The sequence below is a fragment of the Polaribacter sp. R2A056_3_33 genome (assembly GCF_019278485.1).
Classification (GTDB): Bacteria; Bacteroidota; Bacteroidia; order Flavobacteriales; family Flavobacteriaceae; genus Polaribacter.
The window spans coordinates 2,531,831-2,546,029 of the sequence record NZ_CP058984.1 but is presented as its reverse complement, the minus strand read 5'-3'; the positions used below and the strand labels follow the sequence as shown (position 1 = coordinate 2,546,029).

The window sequence follows — 14,199 nt, the reverse complement described above, 5'->3', positions numbered from 1 at the left end:
TACTATTTTATTTTAACTTCTTTAAGCTTAACATCTAATATCTCAAATTCCGAGTTGTTAGAAACATACTCAGGAACTAACGTCTTCATTAATGCAACCAATTCACTATTGTTTAACTTGTCAAAATTAAGAGATAAATCGTCTATTTTAATTTTAACAATTGAGTTGTCTAACTTTTGCGTTTTTGCAATCATTATTTTATCATGGTAGGTCTTTGTAGTGTTCTCTCCATCTGCTAATAACTCTTCATATAATTTTTCTCCTGGTCTTAAACCTGTAATTTTGATATCAATATCTTCTGGATATCGCAAACCAGATAAATAAATCATCCTTTTTGCAATTTCAAAAATCTTCACAGATTTCCCCATATCAAAAATGTATATTTCTCCACCTTTCCCCATCGTACCTGCTTCTAAAACTAAGCTACACGCTTCAGGTATGGTCATAAAATATCGCGTAATTTTCTTATGTGTTACGGTTAAAGGCCCTCCATTTTCAATTTGTCTTTTAAATAAAGGAATTACCGACCCATTAGAGCCTAAAACATTACCGAATCGTGTAATGGTAAACTTTGTTTTTTTAGATTTCTTACTTACACAACTAATATACAATTCTGCAATCCGTTTAGAAGCCCCCATTACATTGGTGGGGTTTACCGCTTTATCGGTAGAAACCATTACAAACCTTTCTATACCATATTCATTGGACAAATCTGCTAAGTTTTTAGTACCTAACACATTTACTTTAATGGCTTCATATGGCGATTTTTCCATTAAAGGAACGTGTTTATATGCTGCTGCATGAAAAACCCTTTGAGGTTTGTATTTTTTAAAGATACGTTCTACTTTAAACCGGTCTCTTACATCAGAAACAATGGCTACAAAATTAGTGACTCCTTTCTGAATTAACTCCTGTTGCAAATCATACAAAGGAGACTCTGCCTGATCTATAAGCACTATTAATTTACAATTGTATAAACTTAATTGTCTAGAAATCTCACTTCCTATAGAACCCGCAGCACCAGAAACCAATACCACTTTATTATTCACCTCTCTTTGTACAATCGGATTATCAATAATAATAGGTGCTCTATCTAATAAATCCTCGATTTTAATTTGTCTAATTTGATTGGCGTTTAAGTCTCCATCTATCCATTTAGATAAAGGAGGTACTATTTTTACATCAATATCTAGGTTTATAAATTTATCAGTAATTGATAATAATCGATTTGGCTTGATATTCTGGATCGAAATAATCACTTGATCAACGGAATGCTTTTCTATAAATTTTTTATTAATTACATTAGAATTAAAGATCAATACTCGATCAATTTTCTTTCCTATTTTATTTTTATTGTCGTCTATAAAACCGATAACATCATAATTGTTTTTTTTATCTCTATTTAACGCATTTAGGGCTATAATACCTGAATCACCTGCTCCATAAATCAAAACATTATGAATGGTTTCTATCTCAGTAGATAAGACTTCATAAAAAGCTTTAAAGATAAACCTACTTAAAATAAGTACTAAAGTGGTTACAAGATAATGGATAATAATAATGGATTTGGGGATGTAAAAAGAATCTATGACTTTAAAAAAAACATTAAAGGTAACCGCCAACAGCAACAACAAACAGACTAATGAACTTGCAATAAATACATTAAAAGCATCTCGAACTCCTGTATGCCTGATAATCCCTTTGTAGGAACCTACAGTTAAAAAACTGATGAAAGCAAAACCTAAAACATAAGGTATTTGATTTAATAAATTTGAGATGTTAAAATTAAAGCTTACATTAAAACGTATAAAATAGGCAATAAAAAAAGCGATAAAAACTAAAGACAAGTCTATCAATAAAACTAGCCATTTAGATGCATATTTATTTAAGGTTCGAAGAAAAAAGGTTCTTATCATTTTTTAATTTTCTAGTTTTTTTTTTTACAAATCTACAAAAATTTCTTAATGCATTCTGAGATTCTGATTAAATCATTTTTTATGAGAGTAGATCCAGATGGAAGGCAGATTCCTTTTTGAAATAAATTTTCTGCAATTTCACCACCATAGTACGGATACTCTTTAAAAACAGGCTGTAAGTGCATCGGCTTCCATAAAAAGCGAATTTCAATATTGTTTTTCTTAAGTACATCCAACAGCTTATGCTTTGTAACAGCAACCTCTTCAACTTCTAAAAGAATACAGCTCAGCCAATGATTAGACACAATTGATGCTGAAGGCTCTTTTAAGAAAAATACTCCTGAAAAGTTCTTAAAAGATTCTTTATAAAAATCATTAATTATACGTCTTTTTTTCAGGTATGTTTTCAGCTTTTTAAGTTGGGTAATTCCAATAAGGGCACCTAAAGAGTTCATTCTGTAGTTATACCCTATTACTTTGTGTTCATAATGCCTTTCATTTTCCTTAGCTTGTGTGGCATAAAAAAAGGCTTTTTCTTTTTCAATTTCTGTATTGCAAATTAATGCTCCGCCTCCTAAAGTAGAAACAATCTTATTATTATTAAAAGAAAGAATTCCAAAATCTCCAAAAGCACCACATTTCTTCCCTTTGTACTCTGCTCCCAAAGCTTCGGCAGCATCTTCAATTAAGATGATATTGTATTTACGAGAAATAGCAACTATTTCATCGATTTTTGCTGGCATACCATACAAATGGACAAAAACAATTGCCTTTGGCTTTTTCCCTTTTAAAGTTCTATCTTTTATAGCCCGCTCTAATTGAATAGGACACATATTCCAAGTATCCTGCTCACTATCGATAAAAATAGGAGTTGCATTTTGGTAAATAATTGGGTTTATAGTAGCAACATAAGTTAACGATTGACATAAAACCTCATCTCCTTTTTCTACACCACTTAAAACTAATGCCAAATGAATGGCAGAAGTTCCAGAATTTACTGCTAAAACACTTTTCTTATAATCATAATACTTTTCTAAAGATTTTTCAAATTCTGCAACAACATCAATATCTATTGATGAAAAAGAAGTTTTTAAATCAATATCTATATGAGACTCAGATAAAGGAATTTTATGTTGCATTGTTCATTTTTGCTTTTTTAGCAAGCAATCTAAAAAGGAAAATATAAAGTATAATAAAAAGTACAATCACACCAAAAAATACTATTAATTGAGTTGACAACTCTAATTTATATGTTTTAAGGATGGTAAAATTTACAACTAACTGAAGTACTGCATAACCCATAGAAACTTTTAAATGTGATATTTTAGATACATCAACCAATTTTTGATACACATGGTGCCTATGAGGATCTAAAACACTTTCCTTCGTATAGACAATTCTATATAGCATTGTAAGAGCTGTATCTACTCCATACACTAAAATTAACAATAAAAATATTGGAGATTGTAATTTTAAAACAAATAAAAATCCGATAAAAAAGAGCAACATCCCTATGGCGATACTCCCAATATCTCCTGCAAAAAAAAGTGCTTTTTTTCTGAAATTATAAAAACCAAAAACCAGAAGAGACAAACCAGAAAATACAATTAAATCTGTATGAACGATGGCCTCTTTTAAGTTGATAAAATACATACCAGATAATACAGCCAAACTATACATGCCTGTAATGCCGTTAATACCGTCCATAAAATTGAACATATTAATTACTGCAACCCCCAACACTAAACAAAGTACTGAATAATACAATGGAAAAACAGGGAACGCTGCTTGAAATAATATTAAGGATATAGCAATTATTTGAAAAGGAAACCGAACTCTTGAACTTAACGTGTAGATGTCATCTAAAAAACTAACAAAAGAAATTAAAAACAATCCTAAAACAAAAAAGGGATATTGAAAATCATTCAAAAAGAAGAATAATAAAATTGCAATCGGAAAAATAATTCCCCCTCCACGTATTGTTACTTTCGTATGCGAACTTCTTTCATTAGGTTTGTCTACAATATTAAATTTATTAGCCAACTTTAAATACACAAAAGAGGCTACAATTAATATACATAAAACGATTAAATTCTTCTCCATAAACTTAAAATGATGCTATTGTTTTTTTGATTCCTTCTTCTACTGATAAAGGTAATTCTTTTTGAAGCGTTTTTTTGATCTTTACATTAGATACTTCGTAATTTTCTGTCAATTTCTGTAGCCTTTCAGTGTTAACAGGTAATGGCAATACATCTCCTACTTTTGCTAAAACCTCTACAAAAAACTTTGGAATATTTAAAACCTTAGCAGGTTTCTCTATGACATCCCCTATAATTTTAACCAAAGCTGTTGTAGATAAAGAAGTGTCATCAGCCACATTATAAATACCAGATGGTGCACTTGTATTCTCTATCAATTCATTAATTATAAAACATAAATTTTCTACAGAAACAAAAGATCTTGCATTTTCATATTTACCAAAAGGATACGGAATTCCTTTAGAGACAAAAGTGTACAGTAAATTTAAATTTCCTTTATTATTAGGACCATGAATCATACAAGGTCTTAAAATATACACTCTTTTGTTGTAAGGAATTTCTTGTGCTAAAATATATGTTTCTGCGGCTAATTTAGATTTTCCATACACCGTAACTGGGTTTGGCTTTAATTCTTCGGTTAAAAGACCTTCTACTTCGTCTGCAGCAGCTTTTACAGAACTCATGTATATAAATACCTCACAATCACTTTGTAAAAATTGATTGAAAAGTGTTTTAGTCAATTCTGTGTTTACCTCAAAATATTCTTTGTCTTCAGATGTTTTTTTTAAATCGTGGGCTTTCCCTGCTAAATGAATAAAACTCTTAGCTTGGTTAAGTTGCTCTAAACTTAAAGTTTCATAACTAAGCTCTTCGTTCTTTGGTGTTCTAGATACACCAACAGTTTCTTTTTTCTGTCTCTTAAAATAGTCTATCAAATTAAGCCCAACAAAACCTTTATTTCCTGTAATGATATGTAAGTTACTGTTCATCAATTACTTTTTATTTAAAAACCCTATTATTTTCCAGAAACCTCTTAACTGTACTTTTAAATAACTAAATTTTATATTGTTTCTAGTCAATGCTTTTTTAATTTCTTTTGAAATTAATTGATAACTACTAAAACCAGAACTACTTACACCTCCAATTAACATAGATGTAGTGGTAATATCAGAAAATTTCCAAGTGATCTTATGTTGTAAGAAAAATCGAGTAATTAATTCATAATCTGCACCAATCGTAAAATCTAAATGGTAAAGCCCATATTTTTTAAACAAATCTCTTTTAAAAAATATCGCTGGATGCGCTGGCATAAAACCAATTTTTAGCTTCTCTGGATTCCAATTTTTAGCAGAATATTTTCTTACTGTTTTTCCTTCTTCATTAAATTGTAAAATATTACCTACAGAAGCATCTATTTCTTTATTTTGTAAATGAAAATTGGCTATATTTTCTAACACATGGTCATCTGTAAAAATATCATCAGAATTTAAAATACCTACCAAATCTCCAGTAGCCATTTTAATTCCTTTGTTCATGGCATCATACAAACCTTTGTCTGGTTCAGAAACAGATTGCGATACTAGTTCTTTATATTTTTGTACAATATCTAATGTAGTGTCTTTAGAACCTCCATCTACAACAATATATTCTATATTATTATACGTTTGACTTTGTACAGATTTAAAAGTCTTTTCAATTGTTTTAGCACTATTGTAACAGACTGTAATTATAGATATTTTCATGATTTAAGAGACTTTAGTAATATTATATCCATATTCTTCATTAAAATATTCTATCAATTTTTCTTTATCCTTACCGGCATATTTATAGGCTTCATATATTTTAACATCAACTAAAAATCGATACCAAAAACACTGTAAAACAGACCAAATAAAACCTCTTTTACCTTCTAAAATACCACCTTGTAAAAAATATCTAATAAAAAAAAAGAGAAAAGGTCTTATAAACAAAGGCATTTTTAAATAACGCATTTTTAACCATCTTCTTCTTTCTTCGGAAGTACCAAACAAACTTGCACTTGCCAATTTATTATTAGTGAAATTATATATTTTATCTAAAACATCTATTGCTTCTCTTGTAGCATAGTTATTATGCTTTTCTGTCCACCAAGTAATTTTATTTAAATTATTATCAATTAAATTACCGTCTAAACTTTCAATTTCTCCGTCTATAATAGAAACCATTCTTTCATCCATCCATCTCTGCTCACAAATTGCAGTTTTGTTGCGCCAAATCTTTAGATGCCAAATAGGATACATTCCTCCTTTTTTAAGTGGTTTGTCAAAAAAACACATCATGCGTTTAATTCTAAGACCAATTACTTCTTTATTAAAGTGAGGTAATTTATTTAAAAGATTAGTCTGTAATTCTTTATCAATATATTCATCTGCATCTACTCTTATAACCCAATCTGTATTTATCTCTGTATTTTTAATTGCCCAATTAAATTGCGTTGCATAATTTATCCACTTATTTTGATAAAATCTGGCACCATATTCTTTAGCAATTTCTTCTGTTCTGTCATTTGAAAAAGAGTCAACAATAACAATTTCTTTACAAACTGTTTTTAGAGATTCTAAACACCTATTTAGGTGCATTTCTTCATTATAAGTTAAAATTATTACAGTTAAGTCTGGTTTCATTTTATTATTTCTCTTTTCTTTAAAAATTTAGCGGGGTTACCTCCAACAACAGTCCAAGATTCTACATCTTTAAACACTGCCGCTTTTGCTCCAACAACCCCTCCTTTTTTTATGGTAACCCCCATACTTATAAAAGTATCCGTTGCAACCCAAGCTCTGTCTTCTATAATGATTGGAGCAGTAATTAATGGGTTTTTTTCATCTGTAATATCATGAGAAGCACTACATAAATGTGCTCTTTGCGAAATAGAAACTTTACTACCAATTATAATTTTCCCTGGATTATAGCATAGTGCGTCAAAACCAAAAGCAACCAAATCTCCCATTTCTAAATTCCAAGGTGCCCAGAATTTAACAGATGCATGTACTTTACATCCTTTACCAATTTTTGCTCCAAAAAGTCTTAATAAAAAAATTCTCCATCTATTAAAAAAAGGAAGAGAAAATGGTCTAAAAAACAACCACCAAACTAGATTCCAAATTAGCCTTAATACTTTATTTTTAATACTTATATTATTTTGATACTTTTCGTATTTCACTTTTTATTTTTTTAAAGATTCTGTTAAAAATTTTAAAGAAACTTCTTTTTTAAGTTCTAATTTTTCATTTACAGGAATATAATTGATATCTAATTTAGATAAATCATTTATTTCATCTCCAACAAATAAAATTCTTTCTCCTATACCTAAATATTTTAATAAATCTATTTGTCTTGAATTGTTTATTTTATTTTTCTTTAAAATTGTATAAAATGGGATATTAAAATTTAGAGAAAAACAAGTACCATGAAAAGATGTTGTTAAAACAAAACTTGCTTTTGCAAACAAACCTAAGTATTCTTTAGGGCCCGCATCTATAATATTAATAACACCTTCTGTTTTATCTTCTACAAATGCATTTTTACAAATTCTAACTATTTGAAGACCTTTTTCTTTTGCTATTGTATTAGCCAAATTAGTCATATAATCTGAATCTGTTAAAACATACATTAATAAATATGGCTTTGTTAATTCTGTTTCAACAGAAAATTTTAGCCATTCTTCTTTATTTAATAAAAAAGTAGGGTCTAAAACTAATGTACCTTTTTTATCAGTTAAATCATCTACAATATTTACTCCAGATTGTTCTCTAACACCAATACAGTCAATATTATTTAATAAATCTTTATATTTATTATGGTAAATAGGCGCAATTTGATCTACACCAAAACTAGATGCGTATGCTATTTTTAATTTATCTTTAGGCGCAAAAGTTAAAAAGTAAGGTTCGGTATTTGTATTTGTACCAGGATTCCATACTTGATCACTTCCTACAATATAAATATCATAATCAAACTTAGAGGCATATAATTCGTCTATTGTTGTTATTGGTTTTGTTTGTTTCGTATACTCTTTATGAAAATCATTAAATTTTTTATCCCTATTATCTTTTTGTTTTTTATAAGGTAATGTATTTATTTTTTTAAAATAAGGATATAAAAACTCCTTCGCTTTTTGCTTAGGACTTAGTTTAATAAATGGTTCAGACATTTTTGTCCCTTTAAAATCAGGGTTCTTATAAAAAAGGTAATTTATTATTTCTGAATCATACCCCATTTCTTGCAACTTGTGTTGTAAAGAAAAAGCTTGAAGCTCTGCTCCATAATTATTAACATGTAAAATTGTTATTATACCTATTTTTTTCATAATTTATTGTTTTATATACTGATCTTTTACTAAAATTAGATTAACTGTTTATTTACGAGTAATTTTTTATTGTTTTTTATTAGATAATAAATTTAATTCTTAAACTATATCAACAAAACTTGGTTTATCTTCTTTCAACAAAATCCAATTATATAATTCTATCATTTGATTACCTACAGAATCCATTGAATACTTATTCTCTATTAACCCTCTTCCATTTATCCCCATTTTAAACAAGGTTTCTTCCTTTGTATTTAAAGCTTCCTCTAAAGCGATTTTTAACGGCTCTGTACCAACATCTATCCACCAACCACTGTTATTTTTACTTAAATCTTCCCAAGGAGTACCTTTAGTTGTTATTACAGGAGTATAACTCGCTAAGGCTTCTGCAATCACAATCCCAAAATTCTCACTAAAAGTAGGTAAAACAAATAAACTTGCTTCTCTAAATAATTTAATTTTATCGGCTCCAAAAACAGGTTTTTTAATTTCAATCTCTAACGTTAAGTTTTCAGAGATTATTTTCTCTTTTAATGTTTTTATATAGTTTTCGTCACCATTACCAACTATTTCAATTTTCCAATTTTCTTTTAGATTATTATCTATTAAACCCCATGCTTCAATTAGATTTTCGATTCCCTTTTTAATATGAATTCTAGAAAGAAAAAGAATCTTCTTTGGAGTATTTGATTTTTCAGGAAAAGAAGCAGGAAACTCATCTATATTAACTCCGTTAGGGATCATAGCAATAGGATTTATAAAACCTAAATTACGAATACTTTCTACTTCCATCTGAGCAGTGGCATGAATACATGAAGCTTTTTCTAAATCGTTAGTTTGAAACGTTTTTAAAGCAATTTTCTTTTTTAATTGTCCTTGCGTTAATGACCAAGGCTCCAACATACCTCTTGGAGTTATAATATATGGCTTATTTAATTTACGTGCAATCTTTGCCATTTGATATACTGGTAACTGCCAAATCCCATGGCCATGGAATAAATCTGAATCTGAATCAATTAACTTAACATCCAATGGTCTTGAATACTTTAATAATCCTTTTTTATTAAAATATAAACTTCCTTTTGTTGAATCAAATTTTGTAATAATAGGATTATTAGATTCTAATGTATTTAAAATAATCTCTATTTCATTACTATTTCTTAAAACAGAATCTATCAAATGCGTTACACTTCTTGCCGGACCTCCAGAAGATTTATCTATGGAAGAAATAATATGGTTGATTTTCATAATTTGTTTTAAACTTTTTTATTTATTAACAAAAATCTATAAATTAAAAATACTACAGATAAATTAATTAATAAACTAATTAAATTAATAATTCTTAAACTACTAAAATTAAAATTAAATAAGACATCCATATACAAAAAAAGTATTATTGGATTTTTTCCTGAATTTATAAATAAATTATATGCCCATTTATATACAATACCTAACATAAAAAAAGCAAGAATAATACCTGGAATTAAGAAATTAGCATAACCAAAACCAAAGTTTTCAATAGGCAAAGAAACCAAATCCATCTTAGACCTTGTTGTAGGTGGTGCATATTCTGAATTTTGCATAGCAATATTATAAAAATAAACTCCTTCATCTATAGGGGGTCTAAGTGTATTTGATTTTGAAATATCTAAATTATAAGGTATTGTTAACAAGCTTGAAAAATACCATATATTATCTTTATTATAATGGTTCGCACAAAATATATCTATATATGTATACGAAAACTTACTAATTAAATCGCCAAGTTCCACTTCTTCTATCACATCAATCTCTCCATTTAACAACTTGTTAAAACCATCTGGAGCTCTTATAGCGGGGATAAGAAAAACATAAAAACTAACTATAAGGATTACAGGTAATAACCGTGTAAGTTTTAAGTTTTTAAAAGTGAAATTTTTAATTAAAAAATGGTAAGAAATTAAACACATCAATATTAAAAAAATTGTATTTTTTCTTCCACCTAAGCTAGATGAAGCCAATGCTGTTATAATAAAAAACACTAAAAAAAACAATCTATTTCTTTTACTAGGACTCAAAGAGTAAGCTTTAATTCTAAAAATAACAGCAATAGGCATCAATTTCATAAAAATTAATGAATATTGTCCACTCTGTAACTCGACTCTATTCGTTAAATTTGAAAGTAAAAAATTGATACCTCCAATAGAGATCAAAAAGTATAAATAACCTAAAAGACCAAGAGTAAAACAAACATTAGCAGTCTTAACAACAGCAAAATAATTATAAAACTTACTAATCTTACTGGGTGTTTTTTTATCTCTAAAAAATGAAATACCAATTACTAAACATATAAAAGCTATAGTTTGAACATAAGTATACTCAACAACAGCTGCGTTTAAATCCATTTTTAAGAACACTAATATTCTTTCAGGAAACTTTTCTTCATCAAAATATACAACTAATAAGTAAAAAACATTTCTAATTATATATAATAAAGAAATAAACCTAACTGGGTGAAATAAATTTTTCTTCTTAAAAAGAAGAAAGGTTCCAAGATATAAAAATGAAAACCAAATTATACTAAGTAACAGTTCAGACATAAGGTATTAAATAGACTTTATAAATTTTGCTGGGTTACCTCCAAAAATTGAATTACTAGGTACATTCTTTGTTAATATTGAACCAGTTGCTATAATAGCATTTTCACCTATTTCTGAAACATTTTCACAAATAGTAACGTTAGCACCAATCCAAACACCTTTTTTAATAATAAGAGATTTTTTAACCGGTTTAGATTTAGGGTCATAACCATGTGAATGTGTTAAGATATAACCTCCTTTAGATATCACAACGTTATTTTCTATTATTAAACCTCCAGAATAATCAATAAAAACATCTGAATTAATTTGTACATTATCTTTAATATCTAATTTTGAATTAGGTATCTCAGATCCAAATCTAACATTAAATTGGATTAAGCATTGTCTTCCAATTGAAACATCCTTAGGCATTCTAAAAAATGATCCTTTGTAAATTTTAGATCCAGCTCCAAACTCATTCAAAAACAAACTCCAATAAAAAGTAGTTAAAATATTTAAACATCTTCTAACTATGGCATTAAACAATAAAACAACTTTAAAGATAATCATTGTATTTTTTTTTTATAAATTTAAAATTCATTAGAAATATAATTAAAAGAGCACTTAAAACTAACAGTAAAAAGTTTTGATTAAAAGAGTAAATTATTAATATTATTGACATAATTGTTAAAAGTAAAAAAAAAGTAAATACCTCCTTTATATTTCCAATAAATAAACTCTTTTTAAAACTTAGTACTAAAAAAATACATGATATAAATTCTCCAATTAAAAGTGAAACTCCCAGCCCCCAAACAAATAAATTTTTTCCAAATAAAAACAAACATAATAAGGTTAGAGAGACTTTAATTAAATTATAATAAATTAACAGTTTAGAATTATTAGTTCTTCTTATAAATTGATTAAGAATCATAGAATAATTTTGTAATAACATAGACGCTAAAAGAGATACTATTAAAATTAAATTAAATTCTAATTTATTTTTGGTCCAAATATTAAATAACTTTTCCAAAAAAGGAATTAATACGACAATAAAAACAATAGAGAAGTTACTTGTAATTCTCCAATACTTAAAAAAAAAGTTATTTATCGACTTTACATCATTTAAAGCGAAACTTTTTTGAATATTTGGCATTAACGGTTCAGAAGCTACATTAGAAAACTTCAAGGCAGAATTTGATAAAACTCTACCAGTACCAAATAATGGAACAAATTCAGGTAAATATGCTTTTGAAACTACTGCATTTAATCCATTTTCATATATTTTTTCAATAACAAATCCAATTGATAAAAGAAATGAATTTTTAATAGTTATAAAAAAATCACTAATCTTGATTAAACTAATTTTTAAATTCAAGTTTAATTCTTTTGTGATTTTGGAAATAATAACAATATTGAATAAATTTACAACTATCACTAAACCTATAGAAACATATAATAAATTCCTTGTTAATACCAGAATTAATAGAGTAAAAAACACTTCTATCCCCACGTTCAACATTTGATACTTAAGTGACTTATGTATATCTCCTATTGGTTCATATAACCTCACATAAAACAACATAACAAACTGATTAGGAATTCTAACCAACATTAACATTATAAAAATTAAACTTCCACTATTAACCTCAATAAAATTTAAATCAAATTGAGTCAAACTAGAAAGCAAATTATCATTAAAAAAGAACAGTCCTAATAGCACCTGAATAAAAGTGAAGATTATATTAGCTGAAAAACTTTTTTGATAAAGAATATCTAGATACCCCTTATTCTCCGTATGATATTTTATATTTATTAAATTTAAAGTATAGTTATATTGACCAAGACTCACTGACCTTATGACGAGAATTATAGAATTTACTACTAACCAAAAACCAAATAATTCCTTACTTAGAAAAACTAAAAAAACAGGAATTAGAAATATCTGTTTTATAAATGTCAATAAAACAATACCTGTACCCCATTTTAAAGATTTTAAGTATGTTTTATTTACTATTTTTTTAAAAAAATTCATATTTAATTTTGACAAATAAAATAACTTATTCAATAAATTAAATAATCTAACTATAATTTTCTTTAAAACATTATAGTTAGATTATTTGAGGTTTAGCTCATTGTTTTTACTCAGCCTGCTTTAAAATTTCATGCCCTGCTTTCAACAATACAACATCTTTTTTCATGATTGCAACATCACCTTGCATCATATCTTTTACTAAAGAGGCTAAATCGTGCTCTGGTACCCAACCTAATTCGTTCTTTGCTTTAGAAGGATCACCAATTAACAAATCTACTTCTGTTGGACGGAAGTAAGATGGATCTACAGATAAAACTTCTTTCCCAATTTCTATTTGAAAATCTTTATGGTTACAAGCTACAACATAGGCTTTTTCGTCTACTCCTTCTCCTTTAAATTCTACTTCTATGCCAACTTCACTAAAAGCCAAACGTACAAAGTCTCTTACAGTTGTAGTAACACCTGTTGCAATTACCCAATCTTCTGGTTTATCTGCTTGTAAAATCATCCACATCATACGAACATAATCTTTTGCATGTCCCCAATCACGTTTTGCTTCTAAATTCCCTAAAAACACTTTTTCTTGTAATCCTAATGCAATTTTTGCAACCGCACGGGTAATTTTTCTTGTTACAAAAGTTTCTCCTCTTCTTGGAGACTCATGGTTAAATAAAATACCATTACAAGCAAACATATTATAGGCTTCTCTATAGTTTTTAGTAATCCAAAAACCATAAATTTTTGCTACTCCATAAGGAGAACGAGGGTAAAATGGAGAAGATTCATCATAGAAACCTCTTTCATTTTTATTCTCTGGCATACCTCCATATAATTCTGAAGTGGAAGCTTGGTAAATTCTTGTTTTCTTTTCTAAGCCTAAAATTCTTACCGCTTCTAAGATTCTTAAAGTTCCTAATCCATCAACATTACCTACATATTCTGGAGTATCAAAAGAAACTGCTACGTGAGACATTGCCCCTAGATTGTAAATTTCATCTGGTTGACATTCTTGAATAATACGCGTAAGATTCATTGCGTCTGTTAAATCTCCATAATGCAATTTTAACCTTTGATCAGGATCGTGTGGATCTTGATATAAATGATCAATTCTATTCGTATTAAAAAGAGAAGACCTTCTTTTAATACCATGTACAATATATCCTTTTTCTAATAATAACTCAGCTAAATATGAGCCGTCTTGTCCAGTAATTCCTGTAATTAATGCTACTTTATTCATAATTTTTTTCGTTGTTCGTTGTTCGTTGCTCGATTTTCGTTGTTCGATAAACGACAAACGAAAGAC

General features: G+C 28.0%; 13 protein-coding genes. All 13 read right to left on the bottom strand.

Features of this window, described 5'->3' with window-relative positions:
• Nucleotides 1-2: 2 nt before the first annotated feature.
• The 13 genes from H0I29_RS10605 to gmd all read right to left on the bottom strand — a co-directional run bounded on the left by H0I29_RS10605 (nucleotide 3) and on the right by gmd (nucleotide 14,133).
• Nucleotides 3-1,916: a nucleoside-diphosphate sugar epimerase/dehydratase gene (locus tag H0I29_RS10605; protein WP_218752263.1), complete on the bottom strand. Its 1,914-nt coding sequence runs from the start codon at nucleotides 1,914-1,916 to the stop codon at nucleotides 3-5.
• Between the two features lie 32 nt (nucleotides 1,917-1,948).
• Nucleotides 1,949-3,055, bottom strand: coding sequence for an aminotransferase class I/II-fold pyridoxal phosphate-dependent enzyme (locus H0I29_RS10600; protein ID WP_218752262.1), 1,107 nt, complete (start codon nucleotides 3,053-3,055; stop codon nucleotides 1,949-1,951).
• Nucleotides 3,045-4,019, bottom strand: a complete 975-nt coding sequence (locus H0I29_RS10595) for a glycosyltransferase family 4 protein (protein WP_218752261.1) — start codon at nucleotides 4,017-4,019, stop codon at nucleotides 3,045-3,047. Before H0I29_RS10595 ends, H0I29_RS10600 begins: the two co-directional genes overlap by 11 nt.
• A gap of 4 nt (nucleotides 4,020-4,023) precedes the next feature.
• A complete protein-coding gene (locus H0I29_RS10590) occupies nucleotides 4,024-4,947 on the bottom strand; it encodes an NAD-dependent epimerase/dehydratase family protein (RefSeq protein WP_218752260.1) in 924 nt (307 codons plus the stop codon).
• A gap of 3 nt (nucleotides 4,948-4,950) precedes the next feature.
• Complete coding sequence (locus tag H0I29_RS10585) at nucleotides 4,951-5,700, bottom strand: glycosyltransferase family 2 protein (RefSeq protein ID WP_218752258.1); 750 nt, start codon at nucleotides 5,698-5,700, stop codon at nucleotides 4,951-4,953.
• 3 nt (nucleotides 5,701-5,703) lie between these two features.
• Nucleotides 5,704-6,621 carry a glycosyltransferase family 2 protein gene (locus H0I29_RS10580; RefSeq protein ID WP_218752256.1) on the bottom strand — a complete coding sequence of 306 codons (918 nt, stop codon included), beginning with the start codon at nucleotides 6,619-6,621 and terminating at the stop codon, nucleotides 5,704-5,706.
• Complete coding sequence (locus tag H0I29_RS10575) at nucleotides 6,618-7,160, bottom strand: putative colanic acid biosynthesis acetyltransferase (RefSeq protein ID WP_218752255.1); 543 nt, start codon at nucleotides 7,158-7,160, stop codon at nucleotides 6,618-6,620. Before H0I29_RS10575 ends, H0I29_RS10580 begins: the two co-directional genes overlap by 4 nt.
• Before the next feature lie 3 nt (nucleotides 7,161-7,163).
• Nucleotides 7,164-8,306, bottom strand: a complete 1,143-nt coding sequence (locus tag H0I29_RS10570; protein WP_254712611.1) for a polysaccharide pyruvyl transferase family protein — start codon at nucleotides 8,304-8,306, stop codon at nucleotides 7,164-7,166.
• A 99-nt stretch (nucleotides 8,307-8,405) separates the two neighbouring features.
• Entirely contained in the window at nucleotides 8,406-9,554 is a 1,149-nt protein-coding gene (locus H0I29_RS10565; protein ID WP_218752254.1) for a glycosyltransferase, read from the bottom strand.
• An 8-nt stretch (nucleotides 9,555-9,562) separates the two neighbouring features.
• Entirely contained in the window at nucleotides 9,563-10,690 is a 1,128-nt protein-coding gene (locus H0I29_RS10560; protein WP_218752253.1) for an O-antigen polymerase, read from the bottom strand.
• A 201-nt stretch (nucleotides 10,691-10,891) separates the two neighbouring features.
• A complete protein-coding gene (locus H0I29_RS18440) occupies nucleotides 10,892-11,434 on the bottom strand; it encodes an acyltransferase (RefSeq protein WP_218752252.1) in 543 nt (180 codons plus the stop codon).
• Nucleotides 11,421-12,896 carry a hypothetical protein gene (locus tag H0I29_RS10550; RefSeq protein ID WP_218752251.1) on the bottom strand — a complete coding sequence of 492 codons (1,476 nt, stop codon included), beginning with the start codon at nucleotides 12,894-12,896 and terminating at the stop codon, nucleotides 11,421-11,423. The genes H0I29_RS18440 and H0I29_RS10550 overlap by 14 nt, the downstream gene beginning before the upstream one ends.
• Nucleotides 12,897-13,002: 106 nt before the next feature.
• The gene (gmd, locus tag H0I29_RS10545; RefSeq protein ID WP_218732719.1) at nucleotides 13,003-14,133 is read right to left on the bottom strand and encodes a GDP-mannose 4,6-dehydratase; all 1,131 of its coding nucleotides are present in this window, start codon (nucleotides 14,131-14,133) and stop codon (nucleotides 13,003-13,005) included.
• Nucleotides 14,134-14,199 lie beyond the last annotated feature (66 nt).

Coding starts and splice junctions, on each gene's coding strand:
- H0I29_RS10560 (WP_218752253.1), bottom strand. CDS start 10,690: ATGGATTTAAACGCAGCTGTTGTTGAGTATACTTATGTTCAAACTATA.
- H0I29_RS10580 (WP_218752256.1), bottom strand. CDS start 6,621: ATGAAACCAGACTTAACTGTAATAATTTTAACTTATAATGAAGAAATG.
- H0I29_RS10565 (WP_218752254.1), bottom strand. CDS start 9,554: ATGAAAATCAACCATATTATTTCTTCCATAGATAAATCTTCTGGAGGT.
- H0I29_RS10595 (WP_218752261.1), bottom strand. CDS start 4,019: ATGGAGAAGAATTTAATCGTTTTATGTATATTAATTGTAGCCTCTTTT.
- H0I29_RS10550 (WP_218752251.1), bottom strand. CDS start 12,896: ATGAATTTTTTTAAAAAAATAGTAAATAAAACATACTTAAAATCTTTA.
- H0I29_RS18440 (WP_218752252.1), bottom strand. CDS start 11,434: ATGATTATCTTTAAAGTTGTTTTATTGTTTAATGCCATAGTTAGAAGA.
- gmd (WP_218732719.1), bottom strand. CDS start 14,133: ATGAATAAAGTAGCATTAATTACAGGAATTACTGGACAAGACGGCTCA.
- H0I29_RS10585 (WP_218752258.1), bottom strand. CDS start 5,700: ATGAAAATATCTATAATTACAGTCTGTTACAATAGTGCTAAAACAATT.
- H0I29_RS10605 (WP_218752263.1), bottom strand. CDS start 1,916: ATGATAAGAACCTTTTTTCTTCGAACCTTAAATAAATATGCATCTAAA.
- H0I29_RS10570 (WP_254712611.1), bottom strand. CDS start 8,306: ATGAAAAAAATAGGTATAATAACAATTTTACATGTTAATAATTATGGA.
- H0I29_RS10600 (WP_218752262.1), bottom strand. CDS start 3,055: ATGCAACATAAAATTCCTTTATCTGAGTCTCATATAGATATTGATTTA.
- H0I29_RS10590 (WP_218752260.1), bottom strand. CDS start 4,947: ATGAACAGTAACTTACATATCATTACAGGAAATAAAGGTTTTGTTGGG.